Origin of the sequence: Methyloversatilis sp. (genome assembly GCF_051861465.1) — a bacterium.
In the GTDB taxonomy this organism is placed as follows: Bacteria; Pseudomonadota; Gammaproteobacteria; order Burkholderiales; family Rhodocyclaceae; genus Methyloversatilis.
This window is the reverse complement of sequence record NZ_JBHYCQ010000014.1, coordinates 1-21,691: the sequence shown is the minus strand read 5'-3', so window position 1 is coordinate 21,691 and position 21,691 is coordinate 1. Positions and strand designations below refer to the sequence as shown.

Genomic DNA, 21,691 nt, shown 5'->3' with positions numbered 1-21,691 from the left:
CATAAGGATGTATTCGGTGCGGTGCTCTGGCACGCCGCATGCTAACAGCTGATCAAGGCGCAACAACGACGTTGCGGCCAGCGAGGCTCGAAAGCCTCCGACAGGGACAGGGGCGTCCATCCGGCTCGGCTTTCACCGCTGCGGATGCACGCCCCTTTTTCATTCTGGAACCGAAACATGAACCGACGGAGAACACGATGGCTGACCATCCGAAACAGGCAGACAGCGCGCAGGTCCCAGGCATCATTGAAACCCCAGACAAGCGCCGCAGCTTCCTCAGACAGGGCGTCGCACTGGGCGCAGGAGCCGCGCTCATGAGCATGGTGCCGCCCGGCGTGCGTTCGGGAGCGTGGGCCGCCGGCTCCGATGCACCCGAGAAGAAGGAAGTGCGCATCGGCTTCATTCCGCTGACCGATTGTTCCAGCGTGGTGATGGCGGCGGTCGAGAAGTTCGACGAAAAGTACGGCATCAAGATCATCCCGTCCAAGGAAGCATCCTGGGCGGCGGTACGCGACAAGCTGGTCAACGGCGAACTCGATGCAGCGCACGTGCTGTACGGCCTCGTATATGGCGTGCATCTGGGCATCGGCGGTCCGAAGAAGGACATGGCCGTGCTGATGAATCTGAACAACAATGGCCAGGCCATCACGCTCGCCAACAAGCTGAAGGATCAGGGCGTCACCGACGGCACCAGCCTGAAGAAACTGCTGACGAGCAAGCCCGGCGAGTACACGTTCGCGCAGACCTTTCCGACCGGCACCCACGCCATGTGGCTGTATTACTGGTTGGCGGCACACGACATCAACCCGATGAAGGATGTCAAGGTCATCACCGTTCCGCCGCCGCAGATGGTCGCCAACATGCGCGTCGGCAACATGGACGGGTTCTGCGTCGGTGAGCCGTGGAACAACCGCGCCATCATCGACAAGATCGGTTTCACGTCGGTGACGACGCAGGACATCTGGACCGATCACCCGGAAAAGGTGCTGGGCACCACCGCCGATTGGGTCAGCAAGAACCCGAACACGGCGCGCGCCATGACAGCCGCCATTCTGGAAGCCGGCAAGTGGATCGACGCCTCGCTCGTCAATCGGCGCAAGACGGCCGAAGTCGTGGCGACCAAGTCGTACATCAACACCGACATGGACGTCATCCTGGAACGCATGCTGGGTCGCTATTCGAACGGCCTCGGCAAGAGCTGGGACGACAAGAATGCGATGAAATTCTTCAACGACGGCGCGGTGAATTTCCCCTACCTGTCGGACGGCATGTGGTTCCTGACCCAGCACAAGCGCTGGGGCCTGCTGAAGAGCGACCCCGACTACCTGGCTGTGGCCAAGGCGATCAATCGCATCGACATCTACAAGCAGGCCGCGACGGCCGCCGGCGCGCCGCTGCCCAAGAGCGACATGCGGTCGCACAAGCTGATCGACGGTGTCACCTGGGACGGCAAGGAACCGCAGAAGTATGCAGGCAGCTTCAAGGTCAACGCCGCTTGATGGTTCGGGCGCGGGGTTCGCCCCGCGTCCTCCGGTACCGAAAGGAGTCAATCATGAGTGCAGCAATCATTACCAGCGACAAGGTCGTTCCGATGACATCGGGCTCCGCAGCCACGCCGGTGCGCGCCGCGAACGAAGCCGTGCCGGTCGCGCCACCCGTTGTAGCCGCCGCGCCGCGCGAGCCGCGCACGCCGGTGTCGGAAATTCTGCTGAACATCTTCAAGGCGGTGTTTCCGCCGATCGCCGGCATGGTGTTGCTGATCGCCGTGTGGGCGCTGCTGGCCGGCTCCGGTGGCAGCATCCCGGGGCCACTGCCGGTGTGGGAAGCGGCCAAGGTGCTGTTCGCCGACCCGTTCTACAACAACGGGCCGAACGACATGGGCATCGGCTGGAACGTGCTGTCGTCGCTGCAGCGCGTCGGCGTCGGCTTCGGCTTCGCCGCCCTGGTCGGTATTCCGCTGGGCTTCATCATCGGCCGCTTCGCCTTCATGAACGCCATGCTCGATCCGATCATTTCGCTGCTGCGCCCGGTCAGCCCGCTGGCCTGGCTGCCGATCGGTCTGCTGGTGTTCAAGCAGGCCGATCCGGCCGCCACCTGGACCATCTTCATCTGTTCCATCTGGCCGATGATCATCAACACCGCGGTCGGCGTGCAGCGCGTGCCGCAGGACTACATGAACGTGGCGCGCGTGCTCGATCTGAGCGAGTGGAAGATCGTCACCAAGATCCTGTTCCCGTCTGTGCTGCCCTACATGCTGACCGGCATCCGCCTGTCCATCGGCACCGCCTGGCTGGTCATCGTCGCCGCCGAAATGCTGACGGGCGGCGTGGGCATCGGTTTCTGGGTGTGGGACGAGTGGAACAACCTGAAGGTCGAACACATCATCATCGCCATCTTCGTCATCGGCATCGTCGGTCTGCTGCTCGAACAGTGCCTGCTGCTGCTCGCCCGCCGCTTCTCGTACGGCAACAGCTGATCACGGACCCAGGAGACTCCCATGAGCAAAGTCATCGTCAAGGTTGAAAACGCCGGCATGTCCTTCGATACCAAGAAGGGCAAGTTCGTCGCACTGCGCGACATCGACCTCACCATCGCCGAGGGCGAATTCGTCACGCTGATCGGCCACTCCGGCTGCGGCAAGTCGACGCTGCTGAACCTGATCGCCGGGCTCACGCTGCCGACCAGCGGCAACCTGTTCTGCGACGGACGCGAAATCGCCGGCCCGGGTCCGGAACGCGCCGTGGTGTTCCAGAATCACTCGTTGCTGCCCTGGCTGACCTGCCGCGAAAACGTGCTGCTGGCGGTCGAGCGCGTGTTCGGCAAGAAGGAAGGCAAGGGCAAGCTGAAGGCGCGCGCCGAGGCGGCGCTCGAAATGGTGCATATGGACCACGCGCTGGACAAACTGCCGCATGAAATTTCCGGCGGCATGAAGCAGCGCGTCGGCATCGCGCGCGCGTTTGCGATGGAGCCGAAGATCCTGCTGATGGACGAGCCCTTCGGCGCGCTCGACGCACTGACGCGCGCCAGCCTGCAGGACGAGCTGAACGGTGTCATGGAAAAGACCGGTGCGACCGTCGTCATGGTGACGCACGACGTCGATGAGGCGGTGCTGCTGTCCGACCGCATCGTCATGATGACCAACGGCCCGGCCGCCACCATCGGCGAAATCCTTGAAGTGAAGCTGGCCCGCCCGCGCGACCGGCTGAAACTGGCGCATGACCACGACTTTGTCGAGTACCGCGCCGCGCTGCTCGAGTTTCTGTACCAGAAGCAGGTGAAGAAGGCGGCCTGACGCGGTGCGTGTCTGGCATCGCTGCGCTCGCCCTAACCTGCGGGGCGGGTGTGGGGTGCGGCGGGTGCGTGTTGGGCATCGCCTTTGGCTCACCCCAACCTACGGATTCCGCGCACCGTTGTAGGTTGGGGTGAGCGCAGCGATGCCCAACATCCCTGCTCCATCCCCGCGAAGCTGTACGACATCGTCGACGAAGTAAGTGTCGAAGCGGCCCTCGCCTGCAGGGGCGAAGTCCCGGGTCAATCTGTGCCGTTTCCGGCAAACGATGGCGGGCGCGGCGGCCGCCGTGCGCGTGTGCGGTCGCCTGGGCGATAATCGCGGTTTCCGTGCATCGCCCAGCCCATGAAAGTTTTCGGATTTGCCGGCTACAGCGGCTCCGGCAAGACCACGCTGATCGAACAGCTCATCCCGCATTTCGTGCTGGAAGGGCTGACTGTGTCGCTGATCAAGCATGCGCATGCAGGGTTCGACATCGACCGCCCGGGCAAGGATTCCTTCCGCCTGCGCGAAGCCGGCTGCACCGAAGTGCTGCTCACGTCCAACAACCGCTGGGTGCTGATGCACGAACTGCGCGGCCGTGAAGAACCGTCGCTCGATGAGCAGATCGCTGCGCTGAGCCCGTGCGATCTGGTACTGGTCGAGGGATTCAAGGCATCGCCGATTCCCAAGCTGGAAGTCCACCGTCCGTCGCACGACCGGCCGCTGATGTATCCGGACAATCCGCATGTGGTCGCGGTCGCGACCGATGTGCCGATGGAGCTTCCGTTGCCGCGGCTCGACCTGAACGATGTGGACGCCATCGCCGTCTTCATCCTCACGCACCAGGGGTTCCGATGAACGAAATGCTTACGCTCGACGCGGCACTCGCCCGCTTGCTCGATGCTGCTCGCCCGATCGGCGACACCGAAACGGTCAGCACTTTCAATGCGGCCGGTCGTGTGCTGGCACGCGATCAGCGGTCGGCCATCACGGTTCCGCCGCACGACAACAGCAGCATGGACGGTTACGCGGTGCGCGTGGCCGACCTCGAATCGGTCGGCGACTGCCTGCCGGTCAGCCAGCGCATTCCGGCCGGACACGTCGGTGCGCCGCTTGCGCCGCGCACCTGTGCGCGCATCTTCACGGGCGCGCCGGTGCCCGCGGGCGCCGACGCCATCGTGATGCAGGAAGCCACGCGCGCCACCGATGCCGGCGTGTGCTTCGACGAGATACCGAAGACCGGCGCGTGGATACGGCGCGCCGGCGAAGACATTCGCAGCGGCGACACGGTGCTGGCGGCCGGCAGCCGGCTGCGGGCGCAGGAAGTCGGGCTGGCCGCGTCGGTCGGGCTGGCCGACCTGCCGGTGGTGCGCCGGCCGCGCGTCGCACTCTTTTCCACCGGCGACGAACTGGTCATGCCGGGCCAGCCGCTGCCCCCGGGCGCCATCTACAACTCGAACCGCTACCTGCTGCGCGCGCTGTGCGAGGCGCTGGGTTGCGAAGTGCTCGATCTGGGCATCGTGCCGGACCGGCTCGACGCCACGCGCGCTGCGCTGCGCGAAGCGGCGGCGACCTGCGATGTCATCCTGACCAGTGGCGGCGTCGGTGTCGGCGAGGAAGACCACATCAAGCCGGCGCTCGAAGCCGAAGGTGGGCTGGACAGCTGGAAGATCGCGATGAAGCCGGGCAAGCCGCTGGCGCACGGCCATGTGAAACGCTCCGATGGCAGCATGGCGGACTTCCTGGGTCTGCCCGGCAATCCGGTGTCCAGCTTCGTCACCTTCCTGCTGCTGGTGCGCCCGTTCATCCTGCGCCGCATGGGTGTGCATGACGTGACGCCGCTGCCCTTCATGGTGCGTGCCGACTTCGACTGGCCGAAACCCGACCGCCGGCGCGAATTCCTGCGCGTGCGCCGCACCGCCACTGGCGGGCTGGAGCTGTTCGACAACCAGAGTTCCGGTGTGCTGACCTCGACCGTATGGGGCGATGGCCTGGCCGACATCGCGGCCGGGCAGACGATCGCCCGGGGCGATGCCGTGCCTTTCCTGTCCTTCGAATCGCTGCTGTACTGAGTCATGACCCACAAGACCATCAAAGTGCTGTATTTCGCCGCGCTGCGCGAAGCGCTCGGCACCCCGGGCGAAACGGTCGAACTGCCGGACGGCTGCACGACGCTGGCCGGCGTGCGGGCGCTGATCGCCGGCCGCGGCGGCGACTGGGAGAAGCTGGCGCAGATGAAGAACCTGCGTGCCGCGATCAATCAGCGCATGGCTGATCCGGCCGCGACGGTGGCAGACGGCGACGAGGTCGCCTTCTTTCCGCCGGTCACCGGCGGCTGAGCGGGAGGCAGGCATGAGCGTAAGTGTCCGCGAAGCCGATTTCGACATCGGCGCCGAAATCGACGCGCTGCTGGCCGGCCGCACCGACGCCGGCGCGGTGGCCACCTTCACCGGCCTGGTGCGCGACATGAACGACGGTTCGGGCGTGCACGCGATGACGCTCGAACACTATCCGGGCATGACCGAGGCGGCGCTGGACGACATCGTCGCCCAGGCGAAGTCGCGCTGGGACATTCTCGCGGTGCGCGTGATCCATCGCGTCGGCCTGTTGCAACCGGCCGACCGCATCGTGCTGGTCATCGTCGCAGGCAGTCACCGCGGCGAAGCCTTCGCGGCGTGCGAATTCATCATGGACTACCTGAAGACGCGCGCCCCGTTCTGGAAGCGCGAGGACACGCCGGACGGCAGCCGTTGGGTCGATGCGCGCGACACCGACGACAGCGCCGCCCGGCGCTGGGACTGATCAGGCGCCGCCTTCGACCCTGACCGGCAACGGAAAGGGCTTCACCGTGCGGCCCTTCTTCGCATACAGCAGCACCGGCGCGCAGCGTTTTTCGTCGGCGTGGATGCCGACGCAGTCGAGGCACTGGAAACAGTCGTCGTAGCGGATGTCGCCGCTGCGCTCGATCGCGTCGTACTGGCAGCGGTGACGACAGGTCTGACACGGCTTGCCGCACTCCACCCGCCGCGCCAGCCAGTCGAAGCGGCGCAGCTTGCCACCGAGCGCCATGGCCGCGCCGAGCGGACACACATAGCGGCAGAAGAACTTGTAGCTGAACGCGCCGGCCAGCATCAGGCCGATCGCCCAGGCCACATAGGGCCAGGTGCGGTCGAATCCCACCGTGATGGCGGTCTTGAACGGTTCCACCTCGACCAGCCCGGTCGCCAGATCAGGCGCGACGCCTGCCGCCACCACCAGCACGAGCAGGATGACGTAGCGGCCACGATCGAGCACCCGCGCGAGCCGCGCGGGCAGGCGGATCTGCGGCACGCGCAGCTTCTGCGCCGCCATCGCGACGAATTCCTGCAGCGCGCCGAACGGGCACAGCCAGCCGCAGAAGGTGCCGCGCCCCCAGATGAAAAAACTCACCAGCGTGAAGGCGATGATGAGCAGCGATACCGGGTCGTACAGGAAGCTCTTCAGGCTCTGGCCAGCGACCAGCGTCTTGATCGCGCCGGTGATCTGCACGATGGACAGCTGGCCCTGCGCATACCAGCCGATGAACACCAGCGTGAACAGCAGGAAGCTGCTGCGGAACCACACCAGCCGGCGCGCATCCTTCGCCATCCACTGCGGTTTTGCCAGCACCACCGACAGCAGCACGAGCGCGGCGCCGATCAGCGCCAGATCCGGCCAGCGGCCCTGCCAGGCGATCAGCCATTCCGGCAGCGGCTTGGGCGGATAGATGAACAGCCGCTCGGGCAGCGCGTAGTCGAGCGCCACGGTCTGGTTGGTGATGCGCGGCAGCATGATGCCCTTGGCGCGGGTCAGCGTCAGCGTGACCTGCAGCGGCTGCGCCGGGTCGAGATTGGACGCGGCATAGACGCGGAACACACCCGATGCATTGAAGGCGGGCGCGCCGGGCGGCGCCGGGTGCTCGAACACCAGATCGCGCATTTCCGCCGGATAGCCACCCTGGGTCAGCTGCAGCTTCGGGGGGGCGGTGCCGGGTACGAAGCTGTCGTCGAGCACCGCCTCGCGGCCGGTGCTGGCGAACCACAGTGCATGCTGGCCCGGTTCGAGCTTTTTCATCAGATCGGCGTAGCGTGTCTCGCCGAGCACGGTCCGGCCGACGGTCGGCGCATTCAGATAGGCGACGTAAAGCTCGATCAGCGTGTCGCCCGGGCTGCGCAGCGCGTCCTCGTCGGCGCCTTCGCCTTCGGTGCCGGCAAACAGCTTTTCGGCCTCGGCGTGCGTCACGCGCAGACGCCCGACCAAGCCGCGCTCGACCAGCGCCGGAAAGTCCACTGCTTCATAGACATCGCTGCGCACTTCGGCGGGCGGACCGCGTGTGCCGGGGTCGGCGAAACCGAGCTTGGCGCGCGCCACCGCAAGCCCGGCGGCCAGCGCGGTCTGGTTCACGATGCGCACCGATGCGGTGGCCTTGGTGACGCCATCGAGCACCACGCGGTTGTCGGCGGCGCCGGTCTTCGTATTGCCGTAGGCCGACGACACGGTGAAGTCCTGGCGCAGGTTCTTGCCGGCGTACTGGCGCACGAACTCGTTCAGCGGCGTTTCGCCCAGGCCGCTCAGGAACACCGGTTCGTGCTGGCGCAGCACCGATACGTCGATGAAGTTGCCCTTGCGGTCGATCGCCACCAGCAGGTTCATCGGCGTGCCTTCGAACCCCGGGATGGGCGCCAGATCGATCGATTCGAACACGTAGCCGATCGGCCCGCCTTCCGGTTCGAGTTCGCTGGTGATCGGCCAGGCGGGAATGTCGGTCAGCTTCGGTTGCACGTGCAGCGGCGGCGGAAAGCGCGCCGACAGCGCCTCCAGCGTCATGTCGCCGGCGAAGGCGGGCGCGCTGGACAACATGAAGCACAGCGCACAGGCAAACGCCGCGGCCAGCAAGAAGCGGATCGGACCGAACAGGGAAAGCGTCATCGTGCGGCAGGGAGCTGGGCGAGGATGCGATGGTTCGCGACGCTAGCACACGTCGGCCGGATCGAAATCCACGGCCGGCGGGAAACTCCTTCGCGCGTTAAGCTGTCAAGCAAACATGACATACCTGAAAGCCGCTGCCGCACCCTGTCGGCACGGCCGGGCTACCCACTGCGGAGAACCTGCATCATGACCATCCAACGCTTTCGACCGCGCTTCCTGCTTCATGCCGCCGTGGCTTTGGGTCTGCTGCCGATATCGGCGTTCGCGCTGACCGAAGCGGACATCGACGAAGCCATCCGCAAGCCGTCCTGGGGCCTGTACAAGGGCTACGCCGAATTCAAGATGGCGCATTACGACGACGCCAAACGCATCTGGACCGTACTGGCCGAGCGCGGCAGCGGCGAGGCCTGGTTCAATCTGGGCATCCTGGCCGAAGACGGGCTGGGCGAGCCGCGTGACCCACAGCAGGCGCGCCACCGCTACGAACAGGGGGCGCTGGCCGGTAGCCGCAACGCCGCGCTGCGCCTCGGCCTGTTGCTGCAGACCAGCAAGCTCGGCGCGCCCGACCCCGATGGCGCGCGGCGCTGGCTGAAGGTCGCTGCCGACGGCGGCGATCAGGAAGCGCTGACCCAGCTCGCCGCGCTGTCGGGCGATGTACCGGGCGGCAGTGCTGCCGATCGTGCGCTGGCCGACGCCCGGAAACTCGAAGCCGATGGCCGGCATGGCGATGCCGTGTCGCAGTACAGAACGCTGGCCGATGCGGGCGACCCGCGCGGCGTGACCCGGCTCGCCTGGGCCTACGAATCGGGTCGCGGCGTGCCGCGCGATCTGGCCGAAGCTGCGCGGCTGTTCCGTGTCGCGGCCGAAAAGGGCGAAGCCGAAGCCCAGTACGCGCTGTCGGTCATGCTCGAGACCGGCGCCGGCCAGTCGCGCAACAGCGACGAATCGCTGCGCTGGCTGAACAGCGCGGCTGACCAGAAGTACCCGCCTGCGGTCGAGGCACTGCAGGCGCGCAAGTAGCGATCGATCGACGGCGCGCAGTTTCCCGTGGCATGCCCGCATTGCGAGCAGGCCGCCGCTCCCACAGGGACCTCTCCCACAGGGACCTCTCCCACAGGGACCTCTCCCACAGGGACACCATTCAAGGTTCCAGGTCCCGCGTACGAGGCACACGAGGCGCCAAGTCCGGGGCCGAACTCGTGGCCGGCAGGCTCCCTCGGCCGGGACGTGAAGGTGTGGTCGCTGCCCGGGGCCCGGCGGATTCAGGGTGCGATCGGCAACACCAGACTGGCGCGCATGCCACCTTCCGGCCGGCGGCTCAGCGTGATTTCGCCGCCCTGCGCCCGGGCCACGGCGCGGGCGATGGCGAGTCCCAGGCCGCTGCCGCCGGTGTGGCGGGCGCGCGACGCCTCGAGCCGCACATAGGGTTCGAATACCCGCTCGCGTTCGGCATCCGGAATGCCCGGGCCGTCGTCGTCGATGTCCACCCGTGCTTCGGTGGCGGTGCCCGACACGGTGACACGGATCTTGCCGCCGCCGTAGCGGCGCGCGTTGTCCATCAGATTGGCAAGGCAGCGGCGGGTAATCGACGGCCGCACGATGACCGGCTGCGCCACGCTGCCGTTCACTTCGATATCCGCGCCCAGTGCGGCGATGTCGTCGGCCACCCCTTCGACCAGCGCGTCGAGCCGGGTGGGAGCCGCCGCTTCCGAACTGTCGCCGGCGCGCAGGAAGGCGAGGGTGTCGTCGATCAGCGTTTCCATGTCGGCCAGATCGCGCTCGATGGCGTCGCGCACCGGCCCTTCGGGCAGTTGTTCGAGGCGCAGTCGCACCCGGGTGATCGGCAGGCGCAGGTCATGCGACACGCCTGCCAGTGCCTGCGCCCGGGTCTGGATCAGCGTGCGCAGCGCGCGCTGCATGCTGTTGAAGGCGCGTGCGGCGCCGGCGACCTCGCGCGGACCGGATTCGCCGAGCGGCGCCTGTTCGAGGTCGCGCGCCAGTCCGTCTGCGGCGCGCGCGAACATGTCGAGCGGCCGGGTCAGCCGGCGCACCACCCAGATCGACAGCAGGCTGACGACGATGCCCACCAGCAGCAGGCTGCCGATGATGCGCAGCGGCCGCTCGGCCACCGCGGGTGGCGGCGAATAGCGGAAGGTGAGCACCGTGCCGTCGTTCAGACGCGCCTGGGTCGACACGTTGTCCGCGTGCGGCTTCGCGAGCAGCCGGGCCAGGGCCGGTGGCGGCGGGGGCGGCGGGCGCAGCGGCAGCGCGTCACCGGCCGGTACGCCCGCCGACGCTTTCGGGCGTTCCAGCGTGATCACCTGATGCACATGCCGCCCCGCAATGCGTTCGCCCACCTTGTTGGCGAACGTTTCGAAGTCCTCGTCAACCGGTCGTGCATCGTCATACCAGGGCTCGTCGAGCGACAGCGCGGTGCTCGGACTTTCCAGCAGCCGCACCAGGCGGGCTCGTCCGGCCGGCGCGGTGTCATTGATCAACGCGATCGATTCGGCCACCCGCGTCGCGGCGTATTCGCTGCGCACCTGACGCGACAGACGCACGCGGTCGTCCACCACCAGCCAGAGACCGACGCCATTGGCCACCAGCAGGCCGCCGAGCAAGGTCAGCAGGATCTGGCCGAACAGCGTGCGCGGCATCAGGCGCGAAAAAAACGTGCTCAAACGTGCTTCTCCACCGGTACCGACAGCACATAGCCTTCGCTGCGCAGCGTGCGGATGATGCGCGGTTCGCGCCCGTCGTCGCCGAGCCGGCGGCGCAGCCGGCTGATCATCACGTCGACCGTGCGATCGAACGGACCGGCGCTGCGACCGGCCAGCACGTCCATCAGCTGATCGCGAGACAGCACCCGGTTGGGGCTTTCGGCCAGCGCGTTCAGCATGCGGAATTCGCCGCTCGACAGCGGTGTCACGACGCCCTGGGCATCCACCAGGTGGCGTGCGCCCAGGTCGAGTGTCCAGCCGGCGAATTTCAGCGCGCGCACATTGCCGTCACCGTCCGGGTGTTCCGGCGCGCGGCGCAGGATGCTGCGCACCCTGGCCAGCAGTTCGCGCGGGTGAAAAGGCTTCGGCAGGTAGTCGTCGGCACCCATTTCGAGACCGATGATGCGGTCGAGCTCGTCGCCGCGCGCGGTCAGCATCAGGATGGGCAGACGCGATTTCGCGCGGATTTCGCGGCACAGCGCGAGCCCGTCATCACCGGGCAGCATCACGTCGAGAATCAGCAGGTCGCACGCTTCGTGGGCGAGTGCGGCGCGCAGGCCCGGGCCGTCCGCCACGGTGCGCACGTCCATGTCCTGCTTGCCCAGATAGTCGCGCAGCAGCTCGCGCAGGTCGGGGTCGTCATCGACGACCAGGATGCGCGGCTTGGGATTGGCGGTGTTCATGCATGCAAGCTTAGCGGCTTGCCGGCCGCCCGAATGCAAACCGGACAAATCCACACAGCCGGTTTACGCGCTGTTAACAATTGCACTGCGCAGTCAGTGCGCGTGACTGCGGCGTGACCGGGTCGATGTGAGCGCGATCAGACCAAGCAGCAGCCCGGCGGCGGCGTAGTCGGCGCTGTACAGGATCAGGCCGGCCCCGCCGCTGATCAAGGCCGCTGCCGCCAGCGCGGGGATGCGCGTCGCCATCGCCAGTGCGCCGGCCGCCAGCGCCAGCCAGCCGATGCGCTGGTCGATGAACAGCTGCGGCGCGTAGCGCCTAGCAGCGCAGCGCCAGTCGTCACTCGCCGCGGCGCACAGGCCGTGCAGCGCGTCGGATTCCATCAGTCCGTAGCGCAGCGCCACGCTGGCCGCGACGGCGGCGGCGAAGGCGACGATGAGGCCGGTCAGCGGCGCGTTGTGGTGAAACAGGTGTCGGTTCATGGGCGGGGGAGTGTAGGCGGAGTCCGTCGCCACAGGGCAACGGATTTTCGCTGTGTTAGCATCGCCGCGCTGCAACAACAGGTCGTTCGAAGATATGTACGACGGGTCAGAAAGGCGACTTGTGCACACCCCAACCTTACCGGAAATTCCGCGTCCGACGCTTCAGGGCGCGTTCGCACACCGCGCATGAAAAGACAGATTTCGTTCGCCCGGATACTGATGGCGCTGTTCGTGGCGGGCGGCGTCGCCGCGATCCACTTCGGCCTGTGGGCGGTGATGAACCGGCCGGTCAGTCTGGTCGAACCGCTCGACTACATCGACGGCTTCTCGTACAGCCCCTACCGCCGTGACCAGACGCCGCTGCGCGGCATCTATCCCTCGTACGACGAGATTGCGCAGGACCTGACGCAACTCGGCGGCATCGCCCACCGCATCCGCACCTACAACTCGACCGAAAACCCGGAGGTGTCGGATCTGGCCGGCCAGAACGACCTGAAGGTCACGGCCGGTGCGTGGATCGATACCGACAAGGTGCGCAACCGCCGGGAGATCGGCGCGCTGCTGGCGGACGCGCGTCTGCATGGCAACATCGACCGGCTGATGGTGGGCAACGAATCGCTGCTGCGCGCCGACGTGACGATTCCGGAAATGATCGAGTACCTGGACGAGGTGCGCGAGGCGAGCGATCTGCCGGTATCCACCGCCGAGCCCTGGCACGTCTGGCTGAAGAACCCCGAATTGGCCGACCACGTCGACTATCTGGCCGTGCACCTGCTGCCGTATCACGAGGGGGTACCGGCGGACAAGGCGGTCGATTATGCGATGGCGCGCTATCAGGAACTGCTGGATGCCTTTCCCGGCAGAGCCATCCTGATCGGCGAAATCGGCTGGCCGAGCAAGGGGCCGACCATCCAGGCCGCGGTGGCGTCGGAAGAGAACCAGGCGCGCTTCGTGCGCGAATTCCTGTTCCGTTCGCTGTGCAAGAATCTGGACTACTTCCTGATCGAGGCCTACGACCAGCCGTGGAAGATCGAGATCGAAGGCTGGGCCGGTGCCTACTGGGGCATGTTCAACGCCGACCGCCAGTTGAAGTTCCCGCTCGAAGGCAGCGTGGACCGCAACAGCGGCTGGATCGACGACGCCATCGTCGCCACCGTGTTCGCACTGGTGCCGATGCTGCTGCTGTGCCTCGCACAGCGCGGCATGAGCATGTTCGGCCTGCTGTGGATGTGCGTGCTGGTGCAGGCCTGCGTCACCGCCATCGTCATTTCGGCCCGGCTGCCGGCGGATTACTACTTCACGCTGCGCGACCTCACGGCGCTGATCGGCCTGGTGTTCGGCGTCATGCTGACCGCGGGCGTGCTGCTGACCAATGGCTTCGAATTCGCCGAAGTGTTCTTCAAGGCGCGCTGGCGTCGCGCCTACAAGGCGGCCGAACCGCTGCCGCCCGAGCAGCAACCGTTCGTGTCGGTGCATCTGGCCTGCTGCAACGAGCCGCCGGAAATGGTGATTGCCACCATCGACAGTCTGGCGGCCATGGATTACCAGAACTTTGAAGTGCTGGTGATCGACAACAACACCAAGGATGAGGCGCTGTGGAAGCCGGTCGAGGCGCGCATGGCCGAACTGGGCCCGCGCTTCCGCTTCTTCCATCTGTCGCCGTGGCCCGGCTTCAAGGCCGGCGCGCTGAATTTCGGCCTGAAGCAGACCGACCCGCGGGCCACCGTGGTCGGCGTGGTCGATGCCGACTACGTCGTCACGCCGGACTGGCTCAGTGCATTGATTCCGCACTTCCATGACGAAAAGGTCGCCGTCGTGCAGGCGCCGCAGGCGCACCGCGAATGGGAGCGCCACCCGTTCCGCCGCATGTGCAACTGGGAATTCGAAGGCTTCTTCCGCATCGGCATGCACCATCGCCACGAGCGCAATGCGCTGATCCAGCACGGCACGATGACGCTGGTGCGCCGTTCGCGCCTGGAGAGCTCGGGCAGCTGGTCGGAGTGGTGCATCTGCGAAGACACCGAACTGGGCCTGCGCCTGCTCGAAAACGGCGACGAACTGCGCTACATCGACCGCGTGTTCGGCCGCGGACTGACGCCGGCCAGCTTTGCTGCGCTGAAGTCGCAACGCTTCCGCTGGGCGTTCGGCGCGATGCAGATCCTGAAAGGCCACTGGCGTTCGCTGTTCGGTCGCAGCAAGCTCGACAGCGGCCAGCGCTATCACTTCATCACCGGCTGGTTTTCGTGGTTCGGCGACGCGCTGCAGCTGGTGTTCGCGATGGGTGCCATCGCCTGGACGGCGGCGATGCTCATCTGGCCCAAGCTGTTTTCGCTGCCGGTCACCATCATGCTGGCGCCGGTGCTCGGGCTGCTGGTCGCCAAGGCGGCGATGGGTCCGATCCTTTACCGGCGCGCGATGGACTGTCCGTGGGCCGACATTGCCGGCGCGTCGCTGGTCAGCCTCGGCCTGTCGCATTCGATCGCGCGCGGCGTGATCGCGGGGCTGACGCACAAGCGTGGCGTGTTCCTGCGCACCGCCAAGGGCAGGGGCGAAAGCGGTCTGGCCCAGTTCTTCCAGCCGATTCGCGAGGAAACGTATCTGCTGCTGGCGCTGATCGCCGCCGCCTGGGCCATGATCATGATGCGCGGTACGCAGAACATCGAAGTCGTGCTGTGGGTGACCATGCTGGGTCTGCAGTCGCTGCCCTATCTCGCCGCCGTGGGCTGCCAGTTCATCGCCCAGTTGCCGGAAAAAGCCGAGCCGCTGCCGGCGCAGGCCCAGGCCGCGTGACCGGTCACTGAACGCATGAACCGTTCCGCGCCGCGCTGGGTGCGCTTTGCACTTGTCCATGCCCTCGTCCTCGTGCTGCTGGCGGTCTGGCTGTGGCAGCGCAATGTGGCGCAGCCGCTGGCCGACGTGCCGGCGGAGGCGGGTCCGCTGCAGTGCGTGTCCTATGCGCCCTATTACCGCCCGGGTGAATCGCCGCTGCAGCCGGACTTCCGGGTCACGCGCGAGCGGATAGACGCCGATCTGGCGCGACTGGCCGAGATTTCCGGCTGTGTGCGGCTGTATTCGGTCGATCAGGGCCTGCACCACGTCCCCGAACTGGCCGGCAAGCACGGCCTGAAGGTGCTGCTGGGCGCCTGGATCGGCGGCGACAAGGTGAAGAACGACCGCGAACTGGCGCAGGCCATCGAACTGGCCAACCGTCACCCGGACGTGGTGCGCGGCCTGATCGTCGGCAACGAGGTGCTGCTGCGACGCGAACAGACGCCGGACGCCATGCGCTCCTATATTGAACGTGCGCAGGCCGCAACGAATGTGCCGGTCACCTACGCCGACGTGTGGGAGTTCTGGCTGATGAACAAGGACCTCGCGCAGTCGGTCGATTTCGTCACCGTGCATGTGCTGCCCTACTGGGAAGACGAGCCGCAGCCGATCGACCGCGCCATTGCCCATGTGGAAGAGGTGATGAAGACGGTCGACGCCGCCTTCGACAAGCCGCTTCTGATCGGTGAAACCGGCTGGCCCAGCGTCGGCAAGCAGCGCGACGGCGCGCGCCCCGGCGTGCTCGAACAGGCGCGCTACCTGCGCGAATTCGTCATCGCCGCGCAGACGCACGGCTGGCAGTACAACCTGATCGAAGCGTTCGACCAGCCGTGGAAGCGCCGGCTGGAGGGCACGGTGGGCGGCTTCTGGGGCCTGCTCGATTCGGACGGCCACGCCAAGTTTGCATGGCAGGGACCGCTGGCTGCGCGGGTCGACGGGCCGCAGCCGCTGGTTGCCGGTGCGGCGGGTCTGGCGCTGGCGCTCGTCTTGTCGACGCTGGGCCGCGTGCGCCGGCCGGCCGCGACGGTCGCGTTCGCTGTGTCAGGCGTGCTGGCCGGTGTCATCGCACCGCTGCAGTTCGAATATCTCGCACTGGCCTGTCGCAGCCCGCTCGAATGGGCCGCCATGGGCGTGGTCGCGGCGGCCGGCTGGCTGATGTGGGCCGCGCTGCCCTGGACGCTGCACGGTCGCCCCGGCGAGGCGGTGCGCCTTGCGGCCCGGGTGCTGCTGTTCGGACTCGCATTCAGCGGTCTGTTGCTGGCCGTCGACGGCCGTTACCGCGACTTTCCCTTCCTGCTGTTCCTGCTGCCGGCGGTGCAGTGGGGTCTGGCCGCCGCCGCCGCGCGGCTGGCGCCTTTGCCCCCTCTGCCGGAAGGCACGTTGTTTGCCGCCGTCGCGGTGATCGGCAGTGCCGTCGCCTGGCTCGCCGACTGGCGCAATCCGCAGGCGCTCGCCTGGCTCGCGCTCACGCTCGTGATGGCGAGCGCATTCGTGCTGCGCCGGGAACGCGGGTACTGAGCCGAAGCAGGCTCGCAAGGGGGAGCGGCGCCCTCGCTGAGATTGGCACCGGCCCTGTGGGAGCGGCGATCGAGCGGCGATCCACTGCTGGCCCTGCATGGCCAGCCGGCTCTGCGGGCGGCGAGCAGTGCTCGCCGAAACTCCCGCTCCGCCCTCGCCGCGATACGTACTTCGCACAACGACGGTCGCGGCACGATCGCGGCGGGGACGCCGCTCCCACAGGCCGCCGCTGCCACAGCAATAGCTCCCATGGCACGCGAGCTGCTGCGAGACGGCAGCCTTCCTGCCGTCTCCTTCTTGCATTCAGCGGAACAGCGTCTTGAATTCCCTTGGTTGGCAGCGCAGGTACTGCGGTGCGGCGTCGACCTGCGCGCCCAGCTTCGCAGCGGCGTGCCAGGGCCAGCGCGGGTCATAAAGCATGGCGCGGGCGAGTGCGACCAGATCGGCCTGACCGCTGGCGAGGATGGCTTCGGCCTGTTCCGCTTCGGTGATCAGGCCGACCGCGATGGTCGGCAGGCCGCCGTCGCGCTTGATGCGTTCTGCGAACGCGACCTGGTAGCCGGGCACCGCCGGAATCTGCTGCAGCGGCGAGGCGCCGCCGCTCGACACGTGGATGTACGCCGCGCCGCGCGCCTTCAGTGCCTGCGTGAAGACGACGCTCTGATCGACATGCCAGCCGCCGTCCACCCAGTCGCTGGCGGAGATGCGCACGCCGACCGGCTTGTCGGCCGGAAAGGCGGCACGCACGGCGTCGAACACTTCGAGCGGAAAGCGCATGCGGTTGTCGAGCGAACCGCCGTATTCGTCGCCGCGTGCGTTGGCCAGCGGGGTCAGGAACTGGTGCAGCAGATAGCCGTGCGCGGCATGCACTTCGATCGCGTCCAGTCCGAGCCGCGCCGCGCGGCGGGCGGTGTCGGCGAACGCCGTACGGATGCGATCGAGGCCTGCGGCATCGAGGGCGACCGGCGGGTGTTCGCCCGGGGCATGCGGCTGTGCCGACGGCGCCACGGTCTGCCAGCCTCCGGTCGAGGGTGCGATCTGAGCACCGCCTTCCCATGGCCGCGCGACCGACGCCTTGCGCCCGGCGTGACCGATCTGGATCGCGATCGGCATGTTCGAATGCGCGCGCACCGCCTCGAGTACGCGCGCCAGCGCCGCTTCGTTGGCGTCGGACCACAGGCCGAGGTCCTGCGCCGAAATGCGGCCTTCCGGCTCGACCGCCGACGCTTCGATGATCAGCAGGCCGGCGCCGGACAGCGCCAGCTGGCCCAGATGCATCAGATGCCAGTCGGTGGCGCAGCCGTCCTGCGCCGAGTACTGGCACATCGGTGCGATCAGGATACGGTTGGGGAGCTGCAGCGGGCCGAGGGCATAGGGCTGGAAAAGCAGGCTGGACATGGGGGAGGGGGCGTGTTGATGGAGGCGTGCAGTATCCCTGACGGCGGCCCGGGCGCGCCACCGTCAGGTCGGCGAAAGGACGAAAAGGCGGTGACGAAAAGGCGGTGACGAAAAGGCGGTGACGAAAAGTCAGCGCAGCATCAGAGTCCGAGTTCGCTCAGCCCCGGGTGGTCGTCGGGTCGGCGACCCTGCGGCCAGCGGAACAGCCGATCGGCTTCGCTGATCGGCAGATCGTTGATGCTGGCGTGGCGGCGCGCCATCAGGCCACGTTCGTCGAATTCCCAGTTCTCGTTGCCGTAGGAACGGAACCACTGGCCGTCGGCGTCGTGCCATTCGTAGGCGAAACGCACGGCGATGCAGTTGCCGCCGGTGCACCACAGCTCCTTGATCAGCCGGTATTCATGTTCCTTCGCCCACTTGCGGGTCAGGAAATCGACGATTCCGGCGCGTCCGTTGATGAATTCCGAGCGGTTGCGCCAGCGGCTGTCCGGCGTATAGGCGAGCGACACCTTGTGCGGGTCGCGATTGTTCCAGCCGTCTTCGGCGGCGCGTACCTTCTGTGCGGCGGTGTCGGCGGTGAAGGGCGGCAGCGGCGGGCGGGGGGCGTCGGTCATGGCGGGCTCCATCGTGCAGGGTTGGAAAAAGGACGGGGATACAGATCTGTCTACATGCTTGAACAAGACAGGTCTGTCTGTCAACATGGCGCATGACCTTCACCCTCGACGACCTTGCCGGCTCCGGCCCGCTGCCGGAGCAGGACGCGCGTACCCGCGTGCTCGAAACCGCCTACCGGCTGTTCTACCGGCATGGCCTGCGCGCCACCGGCATCGACCGCATCATCGCCGAGTCGGGCGTGGCCAAGATGTCCTTCTACCGTCACTTTCCGTCCAAGCAGGCGTTGATCGACGCCTGTCTCGACCTGCGCCATGCGCGCTGGATGGCCTGGCTGGAAGGTCGGCTCGGCGGGTTGAGCTCGCCGCGCGACTGGCTCGCTGCGCTGCCCGACGCGCTCGATGACTGGTTCCGCACGCCCGGCTTCCGCGGCTGCGCCTTCATCAACGGTCACGCCGAAGCCGGACCCGACGCGCCGGCGATGACGGTGACGCACAAGCGCGAACTGGCCGCGCGCATCGAACAGCAGTGTGAAGACGCCGGCCTGGCCGGTCCCGGAGACGTGGCGGCCGACCTGCTGCTGGCCATCGAAGGCGCCATCGTGCGGGCGCAGATGGAAGGCGCGGACGCGGCGTGCGGCGCGCTGCACAGGCTGTTTGCGCGCACCCTGTCGGATGCCGGCGGCGAACGGGCTTGAGGGTCCCGGACCGCTGACTGTGGAGCGGCTGACGGAGCGGCTGTGGGAGCGGCGATCCACGGCTGGCCATGCAGGGCCAGCCGTGGATCGTCGCTCCCCCACCCCCGCGGTTGCGGCCGCGCCGAAACACCCGAGACGCCGCTTCCACAGCGGCCGCGCGCAGCTCTCTCCCTCGGCTCCCCTTCGCAGCGTCGCATCCGGGCAACCATTTCGCTCGCCGTGTCAGCGGATGCGGACGACGCGCTCTCGCCGATACCGGTACCATCCTTGCCCCATGAACTATGAAATCCTGCTCGGCCTGCGCTATGTGCGGGCGAAACGGCGCAACGGCTTCATTTCCTTCATTTCCCTGATTTCCACGCTCGGTCTGGCGCTGGGCATTGCAGCGCTGATCACGGTGCTGTCGGTGATGAACGGATTCCAGAAGGAGTTGCGCACCCGCATCCTCGGCGTGGCGTCACACGTACAGATCACCGGCTACGACAACGAACTGACCGACTGGCAGCAGGTGGCCGATCGCGCGCTGCAGAACAAGGATGTGAAGGCCGCAGCGCCCTATGTCAGCGAGCAGGCCATGCTGAGCTTCGACCAGACAGTGCGCGGCGCCATGGTGCGCGGCGTGCTGCCGGCGGCCGAAGATGGCGTTGCCGATTTCAGCCAGCACATGCGTGCCGGCAATCTCGCCGACCTGCAGCCGGGCGGGTTCGGCGTGGTGCTGGGCATCGAACTGGCGCGCGCGTTGCGCGTCCAGGTCGGCGAGAAGGTGACGCTGATCGCGCCGCAGGGTCTGGTGACGCCGGCGGCGGTCCTGCCGCGGCTGAAGCAATTCACCGTGCTCGGCGTGTTCGAGGCCGGGCATTTCGAGTACGACGCCAGTCTGGCGCTGATCCACATGCAGGACGCGCAGACGCTGTATCGCATGGAAGACCGCGTGTCGGGCGTGCGGCTCAAGCTGGGCGATCTGTTCGATGCGCCGCGCGTGGCACGCGATCTGCACGCGCAGATGTCGGGCGACGGTCTGCTGGTCGGCGACTGGACGCGCCAGCACGCCAATTTCTTCCGCGCCATCGCGATCGAGAAGAACATGATGTTCATCATCCTGATGCTGATCGTCGCGGTGGCGGCGTTCAACATCGTGTCCATGCTCATCATGGTGGTGACCGACAAGCAGGCGGACATCGCCATTTTGCGCACGCTGGGCGCCAGCCCGGCCAGCATGATGGCGGTGTTCATCGTACAGGGCGCCATCATCGGCGGCGGCGGCCTGCTGCTCGGCGTGGCCGGCGGTGTGGCGCTGGCGTCCAATCTCGACGTCGTGGTGCCGGTCATCGAAGCCATCGCCGGCGTGTCGCTGTGGTCGGCCGAGGTGTATTTCATCCCCGAGCTGCCCTCCGAAATCCTGTGGTCCGACGTGCTGACGGTGACCGTCATCGGCGGCCTGCTGACGCTGGCCGCGACGCTGTACCCGAGCTGGCGCGCGTCGCGCGTGCAGCCGGCGGAGGCGCTGCGCTATGAATGAGATCGTGCTGAAGTGCGAGGGGCTGACCAAGGTGTTCCATCAGGGCAAGGTCGAAGTGCCGGTGCTGTCCGGTGTCGATCTGGCGGTGCTGCGCGGCGAGCGCGTGGCGATCGTCGGCGCCAGCGGGTCGGGCAAGAGCACCTTGCTGCACCTGCTGGGCGGGCTGGATACGCCGAGTGCGGGCAGCGTGTCGCTGCTGGGGCAGCAGTATTCGACGCTGGGCGAGGCGGCGCGCGGCGCGCTGCGCAACCGCTCGCTGGGCTTCGTCTACCAGTTCCATCATCTGCTGGCCGAGTTCTCCGCGCTCGACAACGTCGCGATGCCGCTGATGATCCGCCGTCAGTCAAGGCCGCAGGCGCGCGAAGCCGCGGCCGCCATGCTGGCCGAAGTCGGGCTGGCGCATCGAGTGGAACATCAGCCGGGCGAATTGTCCGGCGGCGAACGTCAGCGGGTGGCGATCGCGCGCGCACTGGTGACTCAGCCCGCGTGCGTGCTGGCTGACGAGCCGACCGGCAATCTCGACAGCAAGACCGCCGACGGCGTGTTCGACCTGATGCTGACGCTGAGCCGCACGCGCGGCACCAGCTTCGTCATCGTCACCCACGACGAGCGGCTCGCCGCACGGGCGGACCGCATCGTGCGGCTGGTCGACGGCCGGCTCTAGGCAGATTCAAGATTCAAGGTGCAGGTGGCGGCGCCTGCGGTTTCAGACGGATCGGCGGGCAAGGGCGCGCAGGGTGTCGCGCGTTGCTTCGTCAGCGGTGACCGACTGCAGTCGCGCCTCCAGCCGGGCAATGAAACCAGCCGAGGCGTGGCCGGCGTGCACATTGCCAAGCTGCATCAACAGCTCGTCGATCAGATACCACTCGTCGTCACTGAGCGCCTGCCGCGATGCGCTGGCCGCGCTGCGCGTGCGACCATCGAGGTCACCCTTGAATTGCATGTAGACATCGAGTTTTTCAACGGTCAGGGTCATCGCAGTCTCCACTTCGATTCTGGTCTATGGCAGCGGCGGCC

Annotated in this window: 20 protein-coding genes; 13 read left to right on the top strand and 7 right to left on the bottom strand. The window is 67.2% G+C overall.

Translation table 11 applies throughout. From position 1 onward, the window contains the following. Positions 1 to 197: 197 nt before the first annotated feature. The 7 genes from ACTIFF_RS16570 to moaE all read left to right on the top strand — a co-directional run bounded on the left by ACTIFF_RS16570 (position 198) and on the right by moaE (position 6,073). Positions 198 to 1,499: a CmpA/NrtA family ABC transporter substrate-binding protein gene (locus ACTIFF_RS16570; RefSeq protein ID WP_439537826.1), complete on the top strand. Its 1,302-nt coding sequence runs from the start codon at positions 198 to 200 to the stop codon at positions 1,497 to 1,499. A gap of 53 nt (positions 1,500 to 1,552) precedes the next feature. Then, a complete protein-coding gene (ntrB, locus tag ACTIFF_RS16565; RefSeq protein WP_439537825.1) occupies positions 1,553 to 2,476 on the top strand; it encodes a nitrate ABC transporter permease in 924 nt (307 codons plus the stop codon). A 21-nt stretch (positions 2,477 to 2,497) separates the two neighbouring features. Then, the gene (locus ACTIFF_RS16560) at positions 2,498 to 3,292 is read left to right on the top strand and encodes an ABC transporter ATP-binding protein (RefSeq protein WP_069038023.1); all 795 of its coding nucleotides are present in this window, start codon (positions 2,498 to 2,500) and stop codon (positions 3,290 to 3,292) included. Between the two features lie 342 nt (positions 3,293 to 3,634). Next, positions 3,635 to 4,129 (top strand): molybdopterin-guanine dinucleotide biosynthesis protein B, encoded by a 495-nt coding sequence (gene mobB / locus ACTIFF_RS16555; RefSeq protein WP_439537824.1) that lies wholly within the window; start codon positions 3,635 to 3,637, stop codon positions 4,127 to 4,129. Continuing rightward, positions 4,126 to 5,343, top strand: a complete 1,218-nt coding sequence (locus ACTIFF_RS16550; RefSeq protein ID WP_439537823.1) for a molybdopterin molybdotransferase MoeA — start codon at positions 4,126 to 4,128, stop codon at positions 5,341 to 5,343. Before mobB ends, ACTIFF_RS16550 begins: the two co-directional genes overlap by 4 nt. A 3-nt stretch (positions 5,344 to 5,346) precedes the next feature. Continuing rightward, positions 5,347 to 5,610 (top strand): molybdopterin converting factor subunit 1, encoded by a 264-nt coding sequence (gene moaD, locus ACTIFF_RS16545; protein ID WP_439537822.1) that lies wholly within the window; start codon positions 5,347 to 5,349, stop codon positions 5,608 to 5,610. Between the two features lie 13 nt (positions 5,611 to 5,623). Then, positions 5,624 to 6,073, top strand: coding sequence for a molybdopterin synthase catalytic subunit MoaE (gene moaE / locus ACTIFF_RS16540; RefSeq protein ID WP_439537821.1), 450 nt, complete (start codon positions 5,624 to 5,626; stop codon positions 6,071 to 6,073). Here moaE and ACTIFF_RS16535 read toward each other — a convergent pair whose 3' ends face one another. After that, positions 6,074 to 8,218 carry a 4Fe-4S binding protein gene (locus ACTIFF_RS16535; RefSeq protein WP_439537820.1) on the bottom strand — a complete coding sequence of 715 codons (2,145 nt, stop codon included), beginning with the start codon at positions 8,216 to 8,218 and terminating at the stop codon, positions 6,074 to 6,076. A gap of 186 nt (positions 8,219 to 8,404) precedes the next feature. On the opposite strand from ACTIFF_RS16535, the gene ACTIFF_RS16530 reads away from it, so the two are divergent. Continuing rightward, the gene (locus ACTIFF_RS16530; protein WP_439537819.1) at positions 8,405 to 9,238 is read left to right on the top strand and encodes a tetratricopeptide repeat protein; all 834 of its coding nucleotides are present in this window, start codon (positions 8,405 to 8,407) and stop codon (positions 9,236 to 9,238) included. 242 nt (positions 9,239 to 9,480) lie between these two features. On the opposite strand, the gene ACTIFF_RS16525 is transcribed toward ACTIFF_RS16530, so the two are convergent. From ACTIFF_RS16525 to ACTIFF_RS16515, 3 genes are all read right to left on the bottom strand, one after another. Then, entirely contained in the window at positions 9,481 to 10,899 is a 1,419-nt protein-coding gene (locus tag ACTIFF_RS16525) for an ATP-binding protein (protein WP_439537818.1), read from the bottom strand. Next, a complete protein-coding gene (locus ACTIFF_RS16520; RefSeq protein ID WP_439537817.1) occupies positions 10,896 to 11,621 on the bottom strand; it encodes a response regulator in 726 nt (241 codons plus the stop codon). The genes ACTIFF_RS16525 and ACTIFF_RS16520 overlap by 4 nt, the downstream gene beginning before the upstream one ends. 93 nt (positions 11,622 to 11,714) lie before the next feature. Then, a complete protein-coding gene (locus ACTIFF_RS16515; RefSeq protein WP_439537816.1) occupies positions 11,715 to 12,101 on the bottom strand; it encodes a hypothetical protein in 387 nt (128 codons plus the stop codon). Positions 12,102 to 12,287: 186 nt separating this feature from the next. Here ACTIFF_RS16515 and ACTIFF_RS16510 point away from each other — a divergent pair, with 186 nt between their 5' ends. Further along, entirely contained in the window at positions 12,288 to 14,891 is a 2,604-nt protein-coding gene (locus tag ACTIFF_RS16510) for a glycosyltransferase (RefSeq protein ID WP_439537815.1), read from the top strand. A gap of 15 nt (positions 14,892 to 14,906) precedes the next feature. Further along, positions 14,907 to 16,448, top strand: coding sequence for a glucan 1,3-beta-glucosidase (locus ACTIFF_RS16505; RefSeq protein WP_439537814.1), 1,542 nt, complete (start codon positions 14,907 to 14,909; stop codon positions 16,446 to 16,448). Between the two features lie 303 nt (positions 16,449 to 16,751). Here ACTIFF_RS16505 and ACTIFF_RS16500 read toward each other — a convergent pair whose 3' ends face one another. Together ACTIFF_RS16500 and ACTIFF_RS16495 are read right to left on the bottom strand one after the other, a co-directional pair. Next, complete coding sequence (locus ACTIFF_RS16500; protein ID WP_439537813.1) at positions 16,752 to 17,846, bottom strand: NADH:flavin oxidoreductase/NADH oxidase; 1,095 nt, start codon at positions 17,844 to 17,846, stop codon at positions 16,752 to 16,754. A 140-nt stretch (positions 17,847 to 17,986) separates the two neighbouring features. Continuing rightward, the gene (locus ACTIFF_RS16495; protein ID WP_439537812.1) at positions 17,987 to 18,460 is read right to left on the bottom strand and encodes a DUF1348 family protein; all 474 of its coding nucleotides are present in this window, start codon (positions 18,458 to 18,460) and stop codon (positions 17,987 to 17,989) included. Positions 18,461 to 18,552: 92 nt separating this feature from the next. Between ACTIFF_RS16495 and ACTIFF_RS16490 the strand changes: the two genes are divergently transcribed. From ACTIFF_RS16490 to lolD, 3 genes are all read left to right on the top strand, one after another. Beyond that, positions 18,553 to 19,155: a TetR/AcrR family transcriptional regulator gene (locus tag ACTIFF_RS16490; RefSeq protein WP_439537811.1), complete on the top strand. Its 603-nt coding sequence runs from the start codon at positions 18,553 to 18,555 to the stop codon at positions 19,153 to 19,155. A 274-nt stretch (positions 19,156 to 19,429) separates the two neighbouring features. After that, positions 19,430 to 20,674 (top strand): lipoprotein-releasing ABC transporter permease subunit, encoded by a 1,245-nt coding sequence (locus ACTIFF_RS16485; protein WP_439537810.1) that lies wholly within the window; start codon positions 19,430 to 19,432, stop codon positions 20,672 to 20,674. Beyond that, positions 20,667 to 21,338 (top strand): lipoprotein-releasing ABC transporter ATP-binding protein LolD, encoded by a 672-nt coding sequence (lolD, locus tag ACTIFF_RS16480; protein WP_439537809.1) that lies wholly within the window; start codon positions 20,667 to 20,669, stop codon positions 21,336 to 21,338. Before ACTIFF_RS16485 ends, lolD begins: the two co-directional genes overlap by 8 nt. A gap of 42 nt (positions 21,339 to 21,380) precedes the next feature. On the opposite strand, the gene ACTIFF_RS16475 is transcribed toward lolD, so the two are convergent. After that, the gene (locus tag ACTIFF_RS16475; protein WP_439537808.1) at positions 21,381 to 21,650 is read right to left on the bottom strand and encodes a hypothetical protein; all 270 of its coding nucleotides are present in this window, start codon (positions 21,648 to 21,650) and stop codon (positions 21,381 to 21,383) included. Positions 21,651 to 21,691 lie beyond the last annotated feature (41 nt).

Excerpts from the sequence above, each read along its gene's own strand:
- ACTIFF_RS16495 (WP_439537812.1), bottom strand. The coding sequence starts at position 18,460 with ATGACCGACGCCCCCCGCCCGCCGCTGCCGCCCTTCACCGCCGACACC.
- ACTIFF_RS16515 (WP_439537816.1), bottom strand. The coding sequence starts at position 12,101 with ATGAACCGACACCTGTTTCACCACAACGCGCCGCTGACCGGCCTCATC.
- ACTIFF_RS16505 (WP_439537814.1), top strand. The coding sequence starts at position 14,907 with ATGAACCGTTCCGCGCCGCGCTGGGTGCGCTTTGCACTTGTCCATGCC.
- ACTIFF_RS16560 (WP_069038023.1), top strand. The coding sequence starts at position 2,498 with ATGAGCAAAGTCATCGTCAAGGTTGAAAACGCCGGCATGTCCTTCGAT.
- ACTIFF_RS16550 (WP_439537823.1), top strand. The coding sequence starts at position 4,126 with ATGAACGAAATGCTTACGCTCGACGCGGCACTCGCCCGCTTGCTCGAT.
- lolD (WP_439537809.1), top strand. The coding sequence starts at position 20,667 with ATGAATGAGATCGTGCTGAAGTGCGAGGGGCTGACCAAGGTGTTCCAT.
- ACTIFF_RS16530 (WP_439537819.1), top strand. The coding sequence starts at position 8,405 with ATGACCATCCAACGCTTTCGACCGCGCTTCCTGCTTCATGCCGCCGTG.
- mobB (WP_439537824.1), top strand. The coding sequence starts at position 3,635 with ATGAAAGTTTTCGGATTTGCCGGCTACAGCGGCTCCGGCAAGACCACG.
- moaD (WP_439537822.1), top strand. The coding sequence starts at position 5,347 with ATGACCCACAAGACCATCAAAGTGCTGTATTTCGCCGCGCTGCGCGAA.
- moaE (WP_439537821.1), top strand. The coding sequence starts at position 5,624 with ATGAGCGTAAGTGTCCGCGAAGCCGATTTCGACATCGGCGCCGAAATC.
- ACTIFF_RS16490 (WP_439537811.1), top strand. The coding sequence starts at position 18,553 with ATGACCTTCACCCTCGACGACCTTGCCGGCTCCGGCCCGCTGCCGGAG.
- ACTIFF_RS16500 (WP_439537813.1), bottom strand. The coding sequence starts at position 17,846 with ATGTCCAGCCTGCTTTTCCAGCCCTATGCCCTCGGCCCGCTGCAGCTC.
- ACTIFF_RS16520 (WP_439537817.1), bottom strand. The coding sequence starts at position 11,621 with ATGAACACCGCCAATCCCAAGCCGCGCATCCTGGTCGTCGATGACGAC.
- ntrB (WP_439537825.1), top strand. The coding sequence starts at position 1,553 with ATGAGTGCAGCAATCATTACCAGCGACAAGGTCGTTCCGATGACATCG.
- ACTIFF_RS16485 (WP_439537810.1), top strand. The coding sequence starts at position 19,430 with ATGAACTATGAAATCCTGCTCGGCCTGCGCTATGTGCGGGCGAAACGG.
- ACTIFF_RS16570 (WP_439537826.1), top strand. The coding sequence starts at position 198 with ATGGCTGACCATCCGAAACAGGCAGACAGCGCGCAGGTCCCAGGCATC.
- ACTIFF_RS16510 (WP_439537815.1), top strand. The coding sequence starts at position 12,288 with ATGAAAAGACAGATTTCGTTCGCCCGGATACTGATGGCGCTGTTCGTG.
- ACTIFF_RS16535 (WP_439537820.1), bottom strand. The coding sequence starts at position 8,218 with ATGACGCTTTCCCTGTTCGGTCCGATCCGCTTCTTGCTGGCCGCGGCG.
- ACTIFF_RS16475 (WP_439537808.1), bottom strand. The coding sequence starts at position 21,650 with ATGACCCTGACCGTTGAAAAACTCGATGTCTACATGCAATTCAAGGGT.